15 protein-coding genes are annotated in these 14,483 nt (G+C 71.6%); 8 read left to right on the forward strand and 7 right to left on the reverse strand.

Going from position 1 to position 14,483, the window contains the following annotated elements:
* Positions 1–104: 104 nt before the first annotated feature.
* Positions 105–899, forward strand: a complete 795-nt coding sequence (locus tag ABZ642_RS21965) for a VOC family protein (protein ID WP_360486472.1) — start codon at positions 105–107, stop codon at positions 897–899.
* 47 nt (positions 900–946) lie between these two features.
* Complete coding sequence (locus ABZ642_RS21970; RefSeq protein WP_360486474.1) at positions 947–1,648, forward strand: ribonuclease H; 702 nt, start codon at positions 947–949, stop codon at positions 1,646–1,648.
* A 60-nt stretch (positions 1,649–1,708) separates the two neighbouring features.
* Here ABZ642_RS21970 and ABZ642_RS21975 read toward each other — a convergent pair whose 3' ends face one another.
* Both ABZ642_RS21975 and ABZ642_RS21980 read right to left on the reverse strand, forming a co-directional pair.
* Positions 1,709–2,530 carry a tyrosinase family protein gene (locus tag ABZ642_RS21975; RefSeq protein ID WP_360486477.1) on the reverse strand — a complete coding sequence of 274 codons (822 nt, stop codon included), beginning with the start codon at positions 2,528–2,530 and terminating at the stop codon, positions 1,709–1,711.
* A 36-nt stretch (positions 2,531–2,566) separates the two neighbouring features.
* Complete coding sequence (locus ABZ642_RS21980) at positions 2,567–2,998, reverse strand: tyrosinase cofactor (RefSeq protein ID WP_360486480.1); 432 nt, start codon at positions 2,996–2,998, stop codon at positions 2,567–2,569.
* 341 nt (positions 2,999–3,339) lie between these two features.
* Here ABZ642_RS21980 and ABZ642_RS21985 point away from each other — a divergent pair, with 341 nt between their 5' ends.
* The 3 genes from ABZ642_RS21985 (at position 3,340) to ABZ642_RS21995 (ending at position 6,717) form a co-directional block, all read left to right on the forward strand.
* Positions 3,340–4,533, forward strand: a complete 1,194-nt coding sequence (locus ABZ642_RS21985) for an FAD-dependent monooxygenase (RefSeq protein WP_360486483.1) — start codon at positions 3,340–3,342, stop codon at positions 4,531–4,533.
* Between the two features lie 94 nt (positions 4,534–4,627).
* The gene (locus ABZ642_RS21990; protein ID WP_360486486.1) at positions 4,628–6,121 is read left to right on the forward strand and encodes an MDR family MFS transporter; all 1,494 of its coding nucleotides are present in this window, start codon (positions 4,628–4,630) and stop codon (positions 6,119–6,121) included.
* Positions 6,118–6,717: a TetR family transcriptional regulator gene (locus ABZ642_RS21995; RefSeq protein ID WP_360486489.1), complete on the forward strand. Its 600-nt coding sequence runs from the start codon at positions 6,118–6,120 to the stop codon at positions 6,715–6,717. Before ABZ642_RS21990 ends, ABZ642_RS21995 begins: the two co-directional genes overlap by 4 nt.
* On the opposite strand, the gene ABZ642_RS22000 is transcribed toward ABZ642_RS21995, so the two are convergent.
* Positions 6,714–7,610, reverse strand: a complete 897-nt coding sequence (locus tag ABZ642_RS22000; protein ID WP_360486492.1) for a LysR family transcriptional regulator — start codon at positions 7,608–7,610, stop codon at positions 6,714–6,716. The genes ABZ642_RS21995 and ABZ642_RS22000 overlap by 4 nt on opposite strands.
* A gap of 133 nt (positions 7,611–7,743) precedes the next feature.
* On the opposite strand from ABZ642_RS22000, the gene ABZ642_RS22005 reads away from it, so the two are divergent.
* Positions 7,744–8,631 carry an SDR family oxidoreductase gene (locus tag ABZ642_RS22005; protein WP_360486495.1) on the forward strand — a complete coding sequence of 296 codons (888 nt, stop codon included), beginning with the start codon at positions 7,744–7,746 and terminating at the stop codon, positions 8,629–8,631.
* Between the two features lie 72 nt (positions 8,632–8,703).
* Here the strand turns inward: ABZ642_RS22005 and ABZ642_RS22010 are convergent, their stop codons facing one another.
* Positions 8,704–10,410: a cholesterol oxidase substrate-binding domain-containing protein gene (locus ABZ642_RS22010; RefSeq protein ID WP_360486498.1), complete on the reverse strand. Its 1,707-nt coding sequence runs from the start codon at positions 10,408–10,410 to the stop codon at positions 8,704–8,706.
* Between the two features lie 138 nt (positions 10,411–10,548).
* On the opposite strand from ABZ642_RS22010, the gene ABZ642_RS22015 reads away from it, so the two are divergent.
* Positions 10,549–11,532: an aldo/keto reductase gene (locus tag ABZ642_RS22015; protein WP_360486500.1), complete on the forward strand. Its 984-nt coding sequence runs from the start codon at positions 10,549–10,551 to the stop codon at positions 11,530–11,532.
* 84 nt (positions 11,533–11,616) lie between these two features.
* On the forward strand, positions 11,617–12,102 hold the full coding sequence (locus ABZ642_RS22020; protein WP_360486503.1) for a DUF6328 family protein: 486 nt from the start codon (positions 11,617–11,619) through the stop codon (positions 12,100–12,102).
* A gap of 6 nt (positions 12,103–12,108) precedes the next feature.
* Here the strand turns inward: ABZ642_RS22020 and ABZ642_RS22025 are convergent, their stop codons facing one another.
* The 3 genes from ABZ642_RS22025 to ABZ642_RS22035 all read right to left on the reverse strand — a co-directional run bounded on the left by ABZ642_RS22025 (position 12,109) and on the right by ABZ642_RS22035 (position 14,467).
* On the reverse strand, positions 12,109–12,777 hold the full coding sequence (locus ABZ642_RS22025) for a DUF2238 domain-containing protein (RefSeq protein WP_360486506.1): 669 nt from the start codon (positions 12,775–12,777) through the stop codon (positions 12,109–12,111).
* 88 nt (positions 12,778–12,865) lie between these two features.
* Positions 12,866–13,291 carry an SsgA family sporulation/cell division regulator gene (locus ABZ642_RS22030; RefSeq protein WP_360486509.1) on the reverse strand — a complete coding sequence of 142 codons (426 nt, stop codon included), beginning with the start codon at positions 13,289–13,291 and terminating at the stop codon, positions 12,866–12,868.
* Between the two features lie 63 nt (positions 13,292–13,354).
* Positions 13,355–14,467 carry a hypothetical protein gene (locus ABZ642_RS22035; RefSeq protein ID WP_360486512.1) on the reverse strand — a complete coding sequence of 371 codons (1,113 nt, stop codon included), beginning with the start codon at positions 14,465–14,467 and terminating at the stop codon, positions 13,355–13,357.
* Positions 14,468–14,483 lie beyond the last annotated feature (16 nt).

Consider the following 14,483-nt stretch of genomic DNA (forward strand, 5'->3'; position numbering starts at 1 on the left):
CCTTCCCAGTGTCCGCCGGAGTCCGGAGTTCGGCGCGCGGGCGGTCGGCCGGATGGCTAGCGTGAGGAACCGGGAGAATCCGTGCGATCGGAAGGGCCGCGGCCATGGCGGTACAACCTGAAGGAACCCCCTGTTGGGCGGACGCGATGTTCAGCGACCTGGAGGGGGCCAAGAGCTTCTACGGCGAGGTCCTCGGCTGGACGTTCGGCGAGTCGACGTCGGAGTACGGCAACTACACCCAGGCCTACGCGAACGGCAAGGCCGTCGCCGCCGTCGTACCGCCCATGCCCGGCCAGGAGGGGCAGTCGCAGTGGTGTCTGTACTTCGCCTCGCCCGACGTGGCGGCCGTCGCCGAGCGGATCCGGGAGAACGGCGGTGAGGTGCTGATGGAGCCGATGCAGGTCGGTGACTTCGGCACGATGTGCCTGGCGCGGGAGCCCGGCGGGGCGGTCTTCGGCATCTGGCAGGGCGGCGTCCACGAGGGCTTCGAGGCCACGGCCGTGCCCGGCGCCTACTGCTGGGCGGAGGTCTTCACCCGCGAGCCCGAGAAGACCGACCCCTTCTTCACCGCCGTCTTCTCCTACACGGCCAGGCAGGTCGAGGACGACAACGTCGACTTCCGGATGTTCGACGTGGGCGGGAACACGGTCCTCGGCCGGATGGGGATGACCGACGACTTCCCGCCCGAGGTGCCCTCGTACATCAACGTCTACTTCACCGTCGACGACTGCGACGAGGCCGTCGCCAGGGCCACCAAGCAGGGTGCGGTGCTGCGCTTCGGTCCGATGAGCAGCCCCTTCGGCAGGTTCGCGGCGCTCACCGACCCGCAGGGCGCCAACTTCTCGGTGATCGACCTCACCACCACCGAGGGCGAGCAGCCCCAGGTCAAGGACGTCTGACCAGGACGTACACCGGGCCACGGGCGGGCTCCCCGCCCGGCCGTGGCATGATCGGGCCCATGCGTGAACGAGTGGTGGCCGCGTGCGACGGGGCTTCTAAGGGAAACCCGGGACCGGCCGGCTGGGCCTGGGTGGTGTCCGACGACGCGGCGACGCCGGCCCGCTGGGAGGCCGGCCCGCTGGGCAAGGCCACCAACAACGTGGCCGAACTGACGGCGCTGGAGCGGCTGCTGACGGCCGTCGACCCGGACGTGCCGCTCGAGGTGCGGATGGACTCGCAGTACGCCATGAAGGCGGTCACCACCTGGCTGCCCGGCTGGAAGCGCAACGGCTGGAAGACCTCGGCGGGCAAGCCCGTCGCCAACCAGGACCTGGTCGTACGCATCGACGAACTCCTCGACGGCCGCACGGTCGACTTCCGGTACGTCCCCGCCCACCAGGTCGACGGCGACCCGCTGAACGACTTCGCCGACCGCGCGGCCAGCCAGGCGGCGACGGTCCAGGAGGCCGCGGGCAGCGCCCACGGCTCCCCGGTACCGCCGCCGTCGCCGACGCCCGCCGCCTCCGCCGGGGCCCCGCGCCGCAAGGCGGCACCCCGCAAGACCACAGCCGGCGCCGGCTCCTCGCGCACCATCAAGGCCAAGTTCCCCGGTCGCTGCCAGTGCGGCCGCTCCTACGCGGCCGGTGAGCCGATCGCGAAGAACGGGCAGAGCTGGGGCCACCCGGAGTGCCGTACGGCGGAGGCCTGATCAGCCGTCTCCAGCCGTCGTCAGTCGTCGTCAACCGTTGTCAGCTGTCTTCAGCTGTCTTCAGACGTCGAACGTGTAGAACCGCGTGTGGTCGAGCAGGTCCGCCGGCCGCACGTCGTTCCACGGCTTCATCGTCTCGTCCAGGTCGACGACGTCCGGCGTCCCGCCGCCCGGTACGTAGGCCGCCTGCGGATGCCGGCGCTGCCACTCGGCCCACAGCTTGTCGATGAAGGCGTGGTGCAGCCAGAACACCGGGTCGTTGGGGGAGACCCCGGTGGCCATCTGGCCGCCGACCCAGACATGGACCCGGTTGTGCAGATTGACGCCGCGCCAGCCCTCCAGATGGTTCCGGAAGCCGTCCGAGGCGCTGTTCCAGGGCGCCATGTCGTACGTCGCCATGGCCAGCACCGAGTCGACCTCGGCCCGGGTCGGCAGCTCGCGCACGCCGGTCCCGAGTGACCTGCGCAGATAAGTACGGCCGTCCACCCGGACGTTGACCGGCCAGTTCCCGCTCGACGCGGCGAACGGGCCGTCCATCACCCGCCCGTCGGAGCTGCGCCCGGTGCCGCCGAGGAAGTCCGGCGCCCACAGCGCGGCACGGACCGTGCGGTCGGCGCTCCAGTCCCAGTAGGGAAGCGTCACCGAGGAGTCCACCGACTGCAGCGCCTGCTCGAAGTCGAGCAGGAATCTGCGGTGCCAGGGCAGGAACGACGGCGAACGATGGCCGGTGCGCTCCGAGTCGTCGGTGTCGGACATGATGAAGGCGTTGTGCGTGCGCACGAAGTCGTCGTAACGTCCGCCGCGCTTGAGCTCGATGACGGCGGCGACGAACCGCCGCTTCTCGTCGGCGGACAGGCTGGCCTGGTTCTTGCGTATGGTCATGTGCTTCGAGGCTCCGGAAGTCCTGGTGGGGGGCGGTCAGTTGGCGGGGAACGGCAGCAGCGCGGCGCCCTGCAGCTCGTCGACCGCCGCGCGGGCGGCGGCCCGTGGGGTGCGCACCGGGTCGTAGTGGCTGACCACGCTGATCCAGCTGCCGTCCGCGTTCCGCATGACGTGCAGCTCCACCCCGTCCACGAACACCGCGTAACCGGTGCCGTGTCCGTGGTGGTGACCGCCCATACCGCCCATGCCCTTCATGCCCTTCATGCCGGCCATGCCGCCCATGTCGTCCATGCCGGAGGGGCGGCCCTGTATTCGGCGGCCCTTGTAGACCTCGTCGAAGGGTTCGAGGGATCCCTCCTGCGGGTGAGCGGCGGCCGGGGTGCCGGGGGCGACCAGGGTCTGGGCACCGGCCGCGGCGGCGAGGGCGGCCGCCGCGGTGAGCGCGCGACGGCGGGTGAGCTCGGGCATACGGATGCTCCTGTGCTGGGTGCGGGTGATGACTCCGTATGCCTATCCGCCGCTTTCCGGGCGGGAGAAATCGCCCGGATCGGGTTGGCTGCGATCAGGACAATTGACTACATGTCATACAAGATTGAACGAAGATGATCTTGCCGTGGTCGGCGGCCGGGTGGTACCGGAATGGGGAATTCCTTGCCCGGGCGAGGGTCTTTTCGTCGATCTTTCGCGCGGGTCCGCCGTCCGGGTGTCGTGGCTCACGCCGTCAATCTGGCGCGATTCGAAAACCCGGCCGGACCCGTCACCGCTGCTACTGTGCGGTGCCAATCGGCCACTTTCGGTGAAATCCAGGGGTGCGTGTGAAGGTCGTCTGCGTCGGAGGCGGGCCCGCCGGCCTGTATCTAGCGATCCTGCTCAAGCGGCAGGACCCGTCCCACGACATCACCGTCCATGAACGCAACCCCGAGGGCTCGACCTACGGCTGGGGCGTCACCTACTGGCGTGCCCTGATGGACCGGCTGCACGCGTACGACCCCGAGTCGGCGCGCGCCGTCGAGGAGAGCTCGGTGCGCTGGAACCAGGGCGTCGCCCATGTCCGTGACCAGGTCACCCGGCAGCCCGGCGACCCGGGCCACGGCATCGGCCGCCACCGCCTCCTGGAGATCCTCGCCGCCCGCGCCCGGTCCCTGGACGTACGGCTGGAGTTCGAGAGCGAGATCACGCCCGACGACCTCCCCGAGGCGGACCTGGTCGTGGCCGCCGACGGCATCCACAGCGCCCTGCGCACCCGGCACGCCGGAGCCTTCGGAGCCGAGGTCGCCGAGGGTCGCAACCACTACGTCTGGCTCGGCACCACCAAGGCCTTCGACTCCTTCACCTTCGCCTTCGCCGAGACCGAGCACGGCTGGGTCTGGTGCTACGGCTACCCCTACGACGACGGGCACAGCACCTGCGTCATCGAGTGCGCCCCCGAGACCCTGACCGGCCTCGGCCTCGACACGCTGAACGAGGTCGACCAGCTGTCCCTGCTGGAGAAGCTGTTCGCCGGCATCCTCGACGGCCGGCCGCTGATCGGCGGCTCCTCGACGGCCGCCTGGCCCACCTTCCGCACGCTCGTCAGCCGCACCTGGCACCACGGCAACCTCGTCCTGCTGGGCGACGCCGCCCACACCACGCACTACTCCATCGGCGCCGGCACCACCCTCGCCCTGGAGGACGCGATGTGCCTCGCCGGTGCCCTGCGCGAGCACGGCGCCGGACCCCAGGCCCTCGCCGCCTACGAGCGGCAGCGCAAGGCCGAACTGGTCTCCGCGCAGAGCGCCGCCCGCCTCAGCGCCCAGTGGTACGAGAACCTGCCCCGCTACATCGACCTCCCCCCGCACCGCATGTTCGCCCTGCTCGGCCAGCGCCACTCGCCGCTGCTGCCGTACGTTCCGCCGCAGCTCTACTACGGCATCGACAGGGCGGCCGGGCGGCTGGAGGTGCTGCGCCGGCTCAAGCGGTGGCTCGGGCCACGCGCGGCGCGCGCCCTGCACTCCCGGTCGTAGGCGCCGACCGGCGGCACGAGTTGGTGAAAGGTCATTCACTCGATAGGGTGAATATCTATTCACCTTCTTGTCTGTGCCGTCCGCAGGAGTGCCGATGGATCACCCCGCCCCGACAGCCGGCCCCTCGGGCTCGTCCGCCGCACCGCCCCCGCTGCGGGAGCGGCTGACCATCCCGGTACTGGCCTTCGGCGGGATCCTGATGGCCGTCATGCAGACGGTGGTCGTCCCCCTGCTCCCGGACCTGCCCAAGCTCACCCACTCCTCGGCCGGCGCCGTCTCCTGGATGGTCACCGCGACCCTGCTCGCCGGGGCCGTCCTCACCCCGGTGCTCGGCCGGGCCGGCGACATGTACGGCAAGCGCCGGGTGCTCACCGGGGCGCTCGCCCTGATGACCGTGGGCTCCGTGATGTGCGCCCTGTCGTCCGACATCGCCGTGCTCATCGTCGCCCGCGCCCTGCAGGGTGCCGCCGCCTCCGTCGTACCGCTGTCGATCAGCATCCTGCGTGACGAACTGCCGCCCGAGCGGCGGGGATCGGCGGTGGCGCTGATGAGCTCCACCGTCGGCATCGGCGCCGCGCTGGGTCTGCCGCTGGCCGCGCTGGTGGTGCAGTACTACGACTGGCACACCATGTTCTGGCTGACCAGCCTCCTCGGTGCGCTGGGCGTGGCCGCCGTGTGGTGGGCGGTCCGGGAGTCACCGGTGCGCGAACCCGGGCGGTTCGACGTGCTCGGCGCGCTCGGGCTGGCTGTCGGGCTGACCTGTCTGCTGCTCGGCGTCTCGCAGGGCGGCCAGTGGGGCTGGGGCAGCCCGCGCGTCCTCGGGCTGTTCGCCGCCACCGTCGTCGTACTGGCCCTGTGGTGGTGGCAGCAACTGTGGACGGAGCAGCCGCTGGTCGACCTGCACCTGGTGTCCCGGCCCCGGGTCGGCCTGTCCCATGTCGCCGCCCTGCTCACCGGGTTCGCCTTCTACGCCAACTCCCTGGTCACCGCCCAGCTGGTGCAGGCGCCGAAGGCCACCGGATACGGCCTCGGCCTGTCCATCGTGGCCACCGGTCTCTGCCTGCTCCCCGGTGGCATCACCATGCTGCTGTTCTCGCCGCTCTCCGCCCGGATCTCGGCCTCCCGTGGCCCGCGCATCACCCTCGCCCTCGGCGCCGGGGTCATCGCCTGCGGCTACGTGGTACGCGTCGCCGACAGCCGCGACCTCTGGATGATCATCCTGGGCGCCACCGTCGTCGCCACCGGCACCACCCTCGCCTACTCGGCGCTGCCCACGCTGATCCTGCGGGCCGTCCCGGCGAGCCAGACCGCCTCCGCCAACGGCGTCAACGTCCTCATGCGCACCATCGGCCAGGCCACCTCCAGCGCCGCGGTGGCCGCCGTCCTCACCCATCACACCAGCCTCGTCGGTGGCGCCCAGGTGCCCACGCTGCACGGCTATCTGCTGTCGTTCACGATGGCCGGTGTCATCGCGCTGGTGGCCGGCGCGGCCGCCCTGTCCATACCCGGCGACAAGGCCACGGACGATGCCCCGCGCGCCACGGCCCGCCCCCAGGGCGCCCGGGACGACGCGCTGGAGGGAGCATGAGTGCCGTGAGCACCCGACCCGACACCGGCAACGACACCACCCCCGCGCCCGCCCGCCGGGACGCGGAGGCCACCAAGGCCGCCATCCTCAAGGCCGCCCGCCACCTCCTCGCCCGGCACGCGCACGCCGACATCACCCTCAAGGACGTCGCCGAACGCGCCGGGGTCAGCGCGCCGTTGATCCTCAAGTACTTCGGCAACAAGGACGGCCTGTTCGCCCGCGTGATGTCCTTCGACACCGACGCGGCCGCGCTACTGGACGCACCCCTGGACGACCTCGGCCGGCACATGGTCCGGCACGTCCTGGAGGGCCAGCGCGACCGGGGCGCCGACCCGCTGCTGCGGATCGTCTTCGCCCCCCTGCACGGCGACCACGGAGACGTGCTGCGCGCCAACTTCCGCGCCCAGGTGGTCGACCGCGTCGCCGCCCGGCTCACCGGCCCCGACGCCCCACTGCGCGCCGAACTCGCCGTCGCCCAGCTCATCGGTCTGGGCGTGATGTACGGCATCGCCCGCGGCCCACGGCTGCGCGACTCGGCGATCGACGACCTCGCCGACCGCTACGGCCCCGCCGTCCAGGCCCAGTTGACGCCCTAGCCCGGCTCCGGCCCGGTCAGTAGCGCTACGGCCGACCCGCGGAAGGCGGTAAGCAGCCGGTGGTGGTCCCCGGCGCGGGTCGCCAGGACCACCTGGCTCGGCTCGACGCCGTGCAACGGGACCGTGGTCAGGTCGGGGCGGATGATCGCGCCGGGCACCAGGGGCACGATCGCCACGGCCTGCCCCGCGGCGACATGCTCGAACTTGTCCTCCACCGCGCCGATCAGCGGACCGTCGGGCGCCGGGCTGCCGTCCGGCCGGGGATCCACGCGCCAGAACGCGTTCCACAGCGGATCCCGTCCCCGGGGCAGCGGCTCGTCGGCGATGTCGTCGAGCGTGACCGACTCCTTCCCGGCCAGCCGGTGGTCCAGCGGGACCACCAGGACACGCGGCTCGTCGTAGAGGACCGTCACCCGCAACCGGTCGGTGCGCAACGGCAGCCGGGTCACGACCGCGTCGACGCGCCCGGTCAGCAGGGCCTCGCGCGGCTCGTGCCAGGCGAGGTGCAGGGTCCGCACGTCGGCGTCCGGGAAGCGGCGGCGCAGATCGCGCACGGCGGGGGTGACGAAGATCCCGTTGATGTACCCGACGGTGATCCGGCTGGGCTCGGCGGCGGCCCGGGTGACGGCGGCGGCCTCGCCCGCGGCCCGCAGCAACGCCCTCGCCCGCGGCAGGAACACCTCACCGGCCTCGGTGAGCCGCGCCCCCTGCGGGGTCCGGTCGAAGAGCCGCGCCCCCAGCAACCGCTCCAGGCGCTGGACCTGGCGGCTCAGCGACGGCTGGGTGATGTGCAGGACGCCGGCGGCCCGCCCGAAGTGCCGCTGCTCGGCGACGACGGTGAAGTACCGGACGAGCCGCAGATCGAGGTCAGGGGCGGAAGCGGGATCAGCCATGCTTCCAGGGTACGGCCGACGACCTGCGCCGATGCCTGAAACGTATTGCGCGTTGCACATCAGGCTTTGGACGCCCGACGCCCGCCGCCCGAATGATGGAAGCACCAACCCCTTCCTCGAAGGAGCACCGACCATGCGGGTATTCGTCACCGGCGGCAGCGGCTTCATCGGCTCCGCGGCCGTCCCCGAACTCCTCGGCGCCGGGCACCAGGTCCTCGCCCTCGCCCGCTCGGACAAGTCCGCCGAGGCCCTGCAGGCGGCGGGCGCGGAAGTGCACCGCGGCAGCCTCGACGACCCCGAGGGCCTGGCACGCGCGGCGGCCGGGACCGACGGCGTGCTGCACCTCGCCTTCAACCACGAGGACTTCTCGGACATGTCGCGAGCCGTGGAGACCGACCTGCGCGTGATCGAGGCGATCGGGGCCGCACTGGAAGGGTCGGACCGGCCCTTCGTCGTCACCTCGGGAACCCTGATGCTCGCCGCGGTCGACGGTGTGGCGACGGAGCAGGACACCCCGGCATCGGGCATCCTCCGTGGCGCCTGCGACCTGGCCGCACTCGCCCTCGCCGAGCGTGGCGTACGCAGCTCGGTGGTCCGCCTGGCCCCCACGGTGCACGGCCGTGGCGACCGGGGCTTCGTGCCGCAGCTGATCGACATCGCCCGCCGGACGGGCGTGGCCGCGTACGTGGGCGAGGGCACCAACCGCTGGCCCGCCGTACACCGCCTGGACGCGGCCCACCTCTACCGCCTGGCCCTGGAGTCGGCCCCGGCGGGTACGCCCCTGCACGGAGCGGCCGACCAGGCAATCCCGTTCAAGGACATCGCCGCGGCGATCGCCCAGGGCCTCGGCGTCCCGTTGCAGAGCATCCCGCCCACGGAGGCGGAGGCCCACTTCGGCTGGCTGGGCATGGTGGCGGCGATCGACAACGCGACATCGAGCGACCGAACCCGGAACCTTCTGGGTTGGAAGCCGGAACAGGCGGGCCTGCTCGCGGACTTGAACGAGGGACACTACTTCTGATCGCCGGTTGGGGCAGCGCCGCCCAAGGGGCGCGGGGAACTGCGCGACCGGCCCCCACCGGACCCGCGGACGTCAACGGCGCACAAGAACCCGATCCAGGAACCCGTTGCCGAAAACACGGTGCGGGTCGAGCCGGTCAAGCGTGCCGACGGCCGTATTCCACACCGCGTCTCCAAAGGTCCCCGGAACAGTCGCGCCGAGCACCTCCTCGTCACTCCACACAGCGGACCCGGTGTACGCCCACCCCTTGGACCACTCCACCCGAGTCCCCTCGTACCGCTCGAACAAGAACCGCTCCAACTCCCGCAGGAACGCCTCCGCACCAGGCGTCCCCGGCAGCGTCAGCACATCCAGCCACACCGCCGTGTCCGCCCCGTCCCTCGGCCGCAGGGCGGAGAGCAACGGCACCTGAGCACCGGCCAGTTCCACATCGGCCGGCTCGTCCAGCCCCGTCACCCGGATCTCCACCGACCCGTTGACGGGGAACCGCCCCGACGCGGCGTACGCGGTGAGCCGTTCCCGGTAGAACGACGTGAACTCATGCACAACACGCTGCACGTCGGCCCGCCGGGTCAGCACCGCGTACCCGTTCGCGTTGATCCGCAGCGTCGTCGGCCGCAGATACAGCAGCGTGTTCTTCGACGCCCCCCAGATGTCCGAGGACAGCGTCGCCGCCAGCCCGAGCGCCGCCACATCCAGCTGCGCGTTGCCCAGCACCGGCGCCAGATACCAGGCCGCGCCGGACACCATCCGCCCCACGAGGTCGGCGACCACGGTCGGCACGACGTCGGAGAAGGGGTAGTTGTACGGCGAGGTCACATGCCGCGAGGTGAGCGGTCTGGCCGGGGCGACGCTCCACTCCTTCAGCCACGGGTACTCGGTGAACGCGAACCAGATCGCCTCCACCCGCCCGGACCGCGCCAGGAAACCGTCGAGGGTCCGCCCGCCGGAACCGGCCGCGGCGAACAGTTCGCCGGCCGGGATGTCGGTCCGGCTCACACACCGCAGATTGCTGTTGCCGCCCACCCGCAGCACGACCTCGGTGACCAACGCCCGGCCCAGATGTGTGAGCAGGGCCGCGCAGTCCGCCTCGGCGCGCCGGAACGTCCGCAGGACATACGCTCCCGCGTCCTCGTCCCACACCACCGCCGTCAGGGACAGCACCAGATTGCTCAGCGAACCGTAGGTGTGCCCGGGCAGCGGCTGCTCGCCGTCGGCCGGTACGGCGGTGCCGTGCGCGTCGATCGCCAGCGCCCCGCCGAGCGTCAGATCGCCGGGCGCGGGAGCGGCGGTGAGCCCGAGGCCGTGGCCCTCGAGGAAGGTGAGCAGCGCCTCCATGGTGACCCCGGTCCCGGCCCGCACCCGCGACCCGGAGTCCAGGGACAGCCCCGTGAGGTGCGTCCCGGTGTCGACGAGCAGTACCTTGTCGCCGGCAGCCGTCCCCTCCGTGACGGTCAGCGGCGACCAGCCGTGCGAGGAGCCACGCGCGCGGACCCGCCAACCGTTGCGCCAGGCCCACTCGACGACCGTGAGCACCTCGTCCGCGTCGGCCGGGGCGCAGGCCCACAGCCCGTCCGCGGTGATCTCGCCGACCCAGTTGCGGTACGCCGAGCGGTACAGCGCCACATTCTCCGGGAAGCCGGGCAGCTCGGCCGCGGCCACGGCCGGATCCGCCACCGACAGCACCGGTACGGCGGCCAGCGCGGCGGCGGACCGCAGGAAGCCCCGACGGCTCCAGCCGTCCGGTGCAGGGAAGTTGTTCGCTGAACGATCAGTCACGCCGACACGCTAGGGCCGGGTTGACGCCCTCCCGATTTCTGTCGAACACAATCACCCGTGTGAGTGAAGGATTCACAGGTGGGCGGGGGCGGAGAGGCCCCTGACACCGTTGTCGGCGGCTGATGACAGACTGACGCCATGGACGAACGTGTAATCGGCAGGTCGCAGCAGCGGGCATCGGTCGTCGGCCTCGGCACCTGGCAGCTCGGTGCCGACTGGGGCGACGTGGACGACAAGGAGGCCCTTGCCGTGCTGGAGGCCGCGGCCGAGGCGGGGGTGACCTTCTTCGACACCGCCGACGTGTACGGCGACGGGCGCAGCGAGCAGACCATCGCCGCCTTCCTGAGCGGCAGGCCGGACCTGCATGTGCTGGTGGCCACCAAGATGGGCCGCCGGGTCGACCAGATCCCGGAGAACTACGTCCTGGACAACTTCCGTGCGTGGAACGACCGGTCCCGCCGCAACCTCGGCGTGGACCGCCTGGACCTGGTGCAGCTGCACTGCCCGCCGACCCCGGTCTACTCCTCCGGCGAGGTGTTCGACGCCCTCGACACCCTGGTCGAGGAGGAGCGCATCGCCGCCTACGGGGTCAGCGTCGAGACCTGCGCGGAGGCGCTCACCGCGATCGCCCGCCCGGGCGTGGCCAGCGTGCAGATCATCCTCAACCCGTTCCGCATGAAGCCGCTGCGCGAGGTCCTGCCGGCCGCCCGGGAGGCCGGCGTCGGCATCATCGCGCGGGTGCCGCTCGCCTCCGGTCTGCTGTCCGGCAAGTACACCAGGGACACCGTCTTCGCGGCCGACGACCACCGCACCTACAACCGGCACGGCGAGGCCTTCGACCAGGGTGAGACCTTCTCCGGCGTCGACTACGCGACGGGCGTGGAGGCCGCCGCCGAGTTCGCCGCGCTCGCCCCCGAGGGCTGCACCCCGGCCCAGCTCGCCCTGCGCTGGATCATCGACCAGCCGGGTGTCACGACGGTGATCCCGGGCGCCCGCAACGCCGAGCAGGCCCGCGCCAACGCGGCCGCCGCCAAGCTCCCGGAACTGCCCGCGGAGACGGTCACCGCCATCCGCGACCTCTACGACCGCCGGATCAAGGACCAGGTCGAGAACCGCTGGTAGCCCCCGCCAGGCCGGGACCGCCACCACGGTGCGGCTCCCGGCCCGGGCCGTTTGAACGACGGGCCCGACGGTTACACGCAATCCATGACCGACCAGGAGCGGCGGCGAGGGCGCGACGAGAGCGAGGAGGAGCGCGCCGACCGGATGTGGGGCGAACTCATCCAGGAGGTCCGCGTCGCCCAGACCGGTGTGCAGATCCTCTTCGGTTTCCTGCTCACCGTGGTCTTCCAGCAGAGGTACGCCGAGCTGTCCGACGTGGACCGGACGATCTACATCGTGACCGTCGTCCTGGGCGCCGCGGCCACGGGCGCCCTCATCGGCCCGGTCTCCCTGCACCGGCTGGTCGCCGGCCGCAAGGTGAAGCCACAGGCGGTGCGGCTGGCCTCCGGGATGACCCAGATCGGCCTGTTCCTGCTGCTGGCCACCATGGCCGCCTCATTGGTGCTGATCCTCCGGGTGGCCACCGGCGGCAGCCAGGTGACCTGGGTGGTCGCGGCCGTCGTCGTCTGGTACCTGGTGTGCTGGTACGGCCTGCCGCTGTGGTCCCGGCGCCGTCACACCACCCGCTGAGCCGCGTCACATCACCCGCCGAGCCGCCTCCAGCGCCCGCAGCTGCCGGTCGTGCACCCGGCTGAGCAGCAGCACCGACACCGTCGCCCCGATCAACGCGCAGAACATGTCCCACTGGGTGTCCCAGACATCTCCCTGGGTGGCGAGGAAGGCGTCCGCGCCGTGCCCGCCGATCTCGGCCGCGAGCCACTCCAGCAGCTCGAAGAAGGCGCTGAACGCGAGGCAGGCGCACACCGTCAGCGGGGCCAGCCAGCGGCTGCCGCGCAGCGGTGAGGTACGGCTGAGCAGCTCACGGACGAGGACCGCCGGTACGAAACCCTGCATGAGGTGGCCGAAGCGGTCGTACGGATTGCGGTCCAGGCCGAAGGTGTCGCGCACCCAGTCGCCCACCGGCACCTCGGCGTAGGTGTAGTGGCCGCCGACGGCGAGCACCAGTGCGTGCGCGGTGAGGAGGCCGGCCAGCAGCCCCGTCAGCGGGAAGCGCCGCCAGGTCAGCACCACCAGCGGCAGGCCGACCAGCACCCACACCGTCTCCAGGAACCAGGTCGTACGATCCCGGGCACCCCACGCCGACACGGCCATGCCGGCCACCACCACCCCGGCGAGCAGGGCGGGCGGAACCCGGCGTGGCACACGGTGCGGAACGGGGCGCGGGGCGGGGTGCACTGCGGTCATGGCGGACTCCTCGTCGTGGGAGCCCCATCGTGGCCGCGGCGCCGGGGCGCGGACATGAGTACGGCTACTCAGCCGGCCACGCGCTTACTCAGCCGGTGGCGAGGATCTCCGCCAGCAGGTCGTCCACCCGGACCTCTTCCCGCCCGGGCGGCACGGCCATGTAGGTGTCGCTCAGGAACGAGGCCAGCGCGGGCGCCCAGGCGAACACCACCGCGTGATGCCGTTCGCCGCCGGGCAGGGGATCGCCGAGGAAATCCATGCGCACTTCCCTCCAGCGCCCCTGCCGTACCGGACGCAGCCGTACGTCCCCGACCCCGACCGGCTCTCTCAGACTCTCGTTCAGCATCTCCCGGTCCAGCCGCCATCGGGCGAGCACCCGGCCGTCCAGGGTGAACACCGCGGTGACGGCGAACGGGTCTTCGGCGTCGTACGACAGATGGGCGAGGACGGGGCAGCGGGCGGTCCCGTCCGCGCGGAGCTGTACCACCAGGGTCCTGTGCACGATGGGGTTCACGCGAGAGGCCTCCGAGAACGATCGGCTTGGTGCTCTCTAGTACCCCTCTCACATGAAAAACGCTCAATCGTGAGCGGAATCCACTGCGGAATCCTCTGCCGAATCCACTGCGAAATGCACGGCGGCAGGCACCGCGGAATCCACCACGGAGTCGCCCTTCGTGCCGCGCAGTGCGGCCAGGCAGGAGCCGATGGCCTGCTGGAGTTCCTCCAGGCGCTGCACCATGTCGTCCTCGTAGAAGTCCTGGGCGTCGTCGAAGGTCAGCTCCTCGAACGCCTTGGTCGCCTTCTGCAGGCCGCTGTAGAACCTGGTGCGCTTCTCCTGGACGCGGAGTTCGGGGTCCGCCTCGACCGTCTCGACGACCAGGTTCTTCATGGTGTCGTACGCCTCGGTCGCCCACTCGCCGGTGTCCTCGTCCTCGTCCAGCTCGTCGAGGAGCGACAGATGACGCTCGGCCTCCTGCCGCAGTTCGACGGGGGCGTCGACGGTCTGCCCGGCAGGCGTCTTGATCTGGCCGGACTCGGCGATCTGGCGGACGTATCCGATGCGGTCGGCCGAGCGGCTCTCGGTGGCCACGGCCTTCTTCAGGTCGGCGGTGCGGACCACGTCACGGGCCAGCACCGTCTGCAGGTCCGGGTCCTCCTTGATGCGGTCGAGGAGGGCCGAGCGGGCCGCGCGGGCGGTGGAGGGGTCGGCGAGGATCGCGGCCCGCAACGCGGTCGGGTTCTCGGCCACTTCGAGGGCCTTGGTGGGCCGGATGCCCTCGGCCTCGGCGGCCTGGCTGATGGCGGTGCCGCGCTCGGACGTCGCGCTGTTGCGGGAGACGTAGTAGTCCAGCCAGACGTCGGAATCCGGGAGTCCGACCTCCTGACCCGGGGCGAGGGCCTCGAAGTGCGGGACCACACCGTCGTCGGCGGCCCGGTCCCACGCCTTGTAGTAGCGCATCACCCGCTCCGGGGAACAGCCGGCCAGCTCGGCGAACTCCTTCGCCGACACCTTCGGCGTCTCGTCCGCGCCCTGTCCTCCCGGCCGCACACTGCGGGCCACCATCAGCCCGAACGCCCAGCCTCCGGTGCGCACATACGCGCCGAACTCCCGGGCGTCCCGCGCCACGAGGTCGGACAGGGGAGCCGGGGACGCGCTGGACGTCTCGGACGGGTCGATCGCTAGGGTCACGGAGGACACTCCTGAA

Source organism: Streptomyces sp. NPDC007157 (genome assembly GCF_040634235.1).
Taxonomy (GTDB): domain Bacteria; phylum Actinomycetota; class Actinomycetes; order Streptomycetales; family Streptomycetaceae; genus Streptomyces.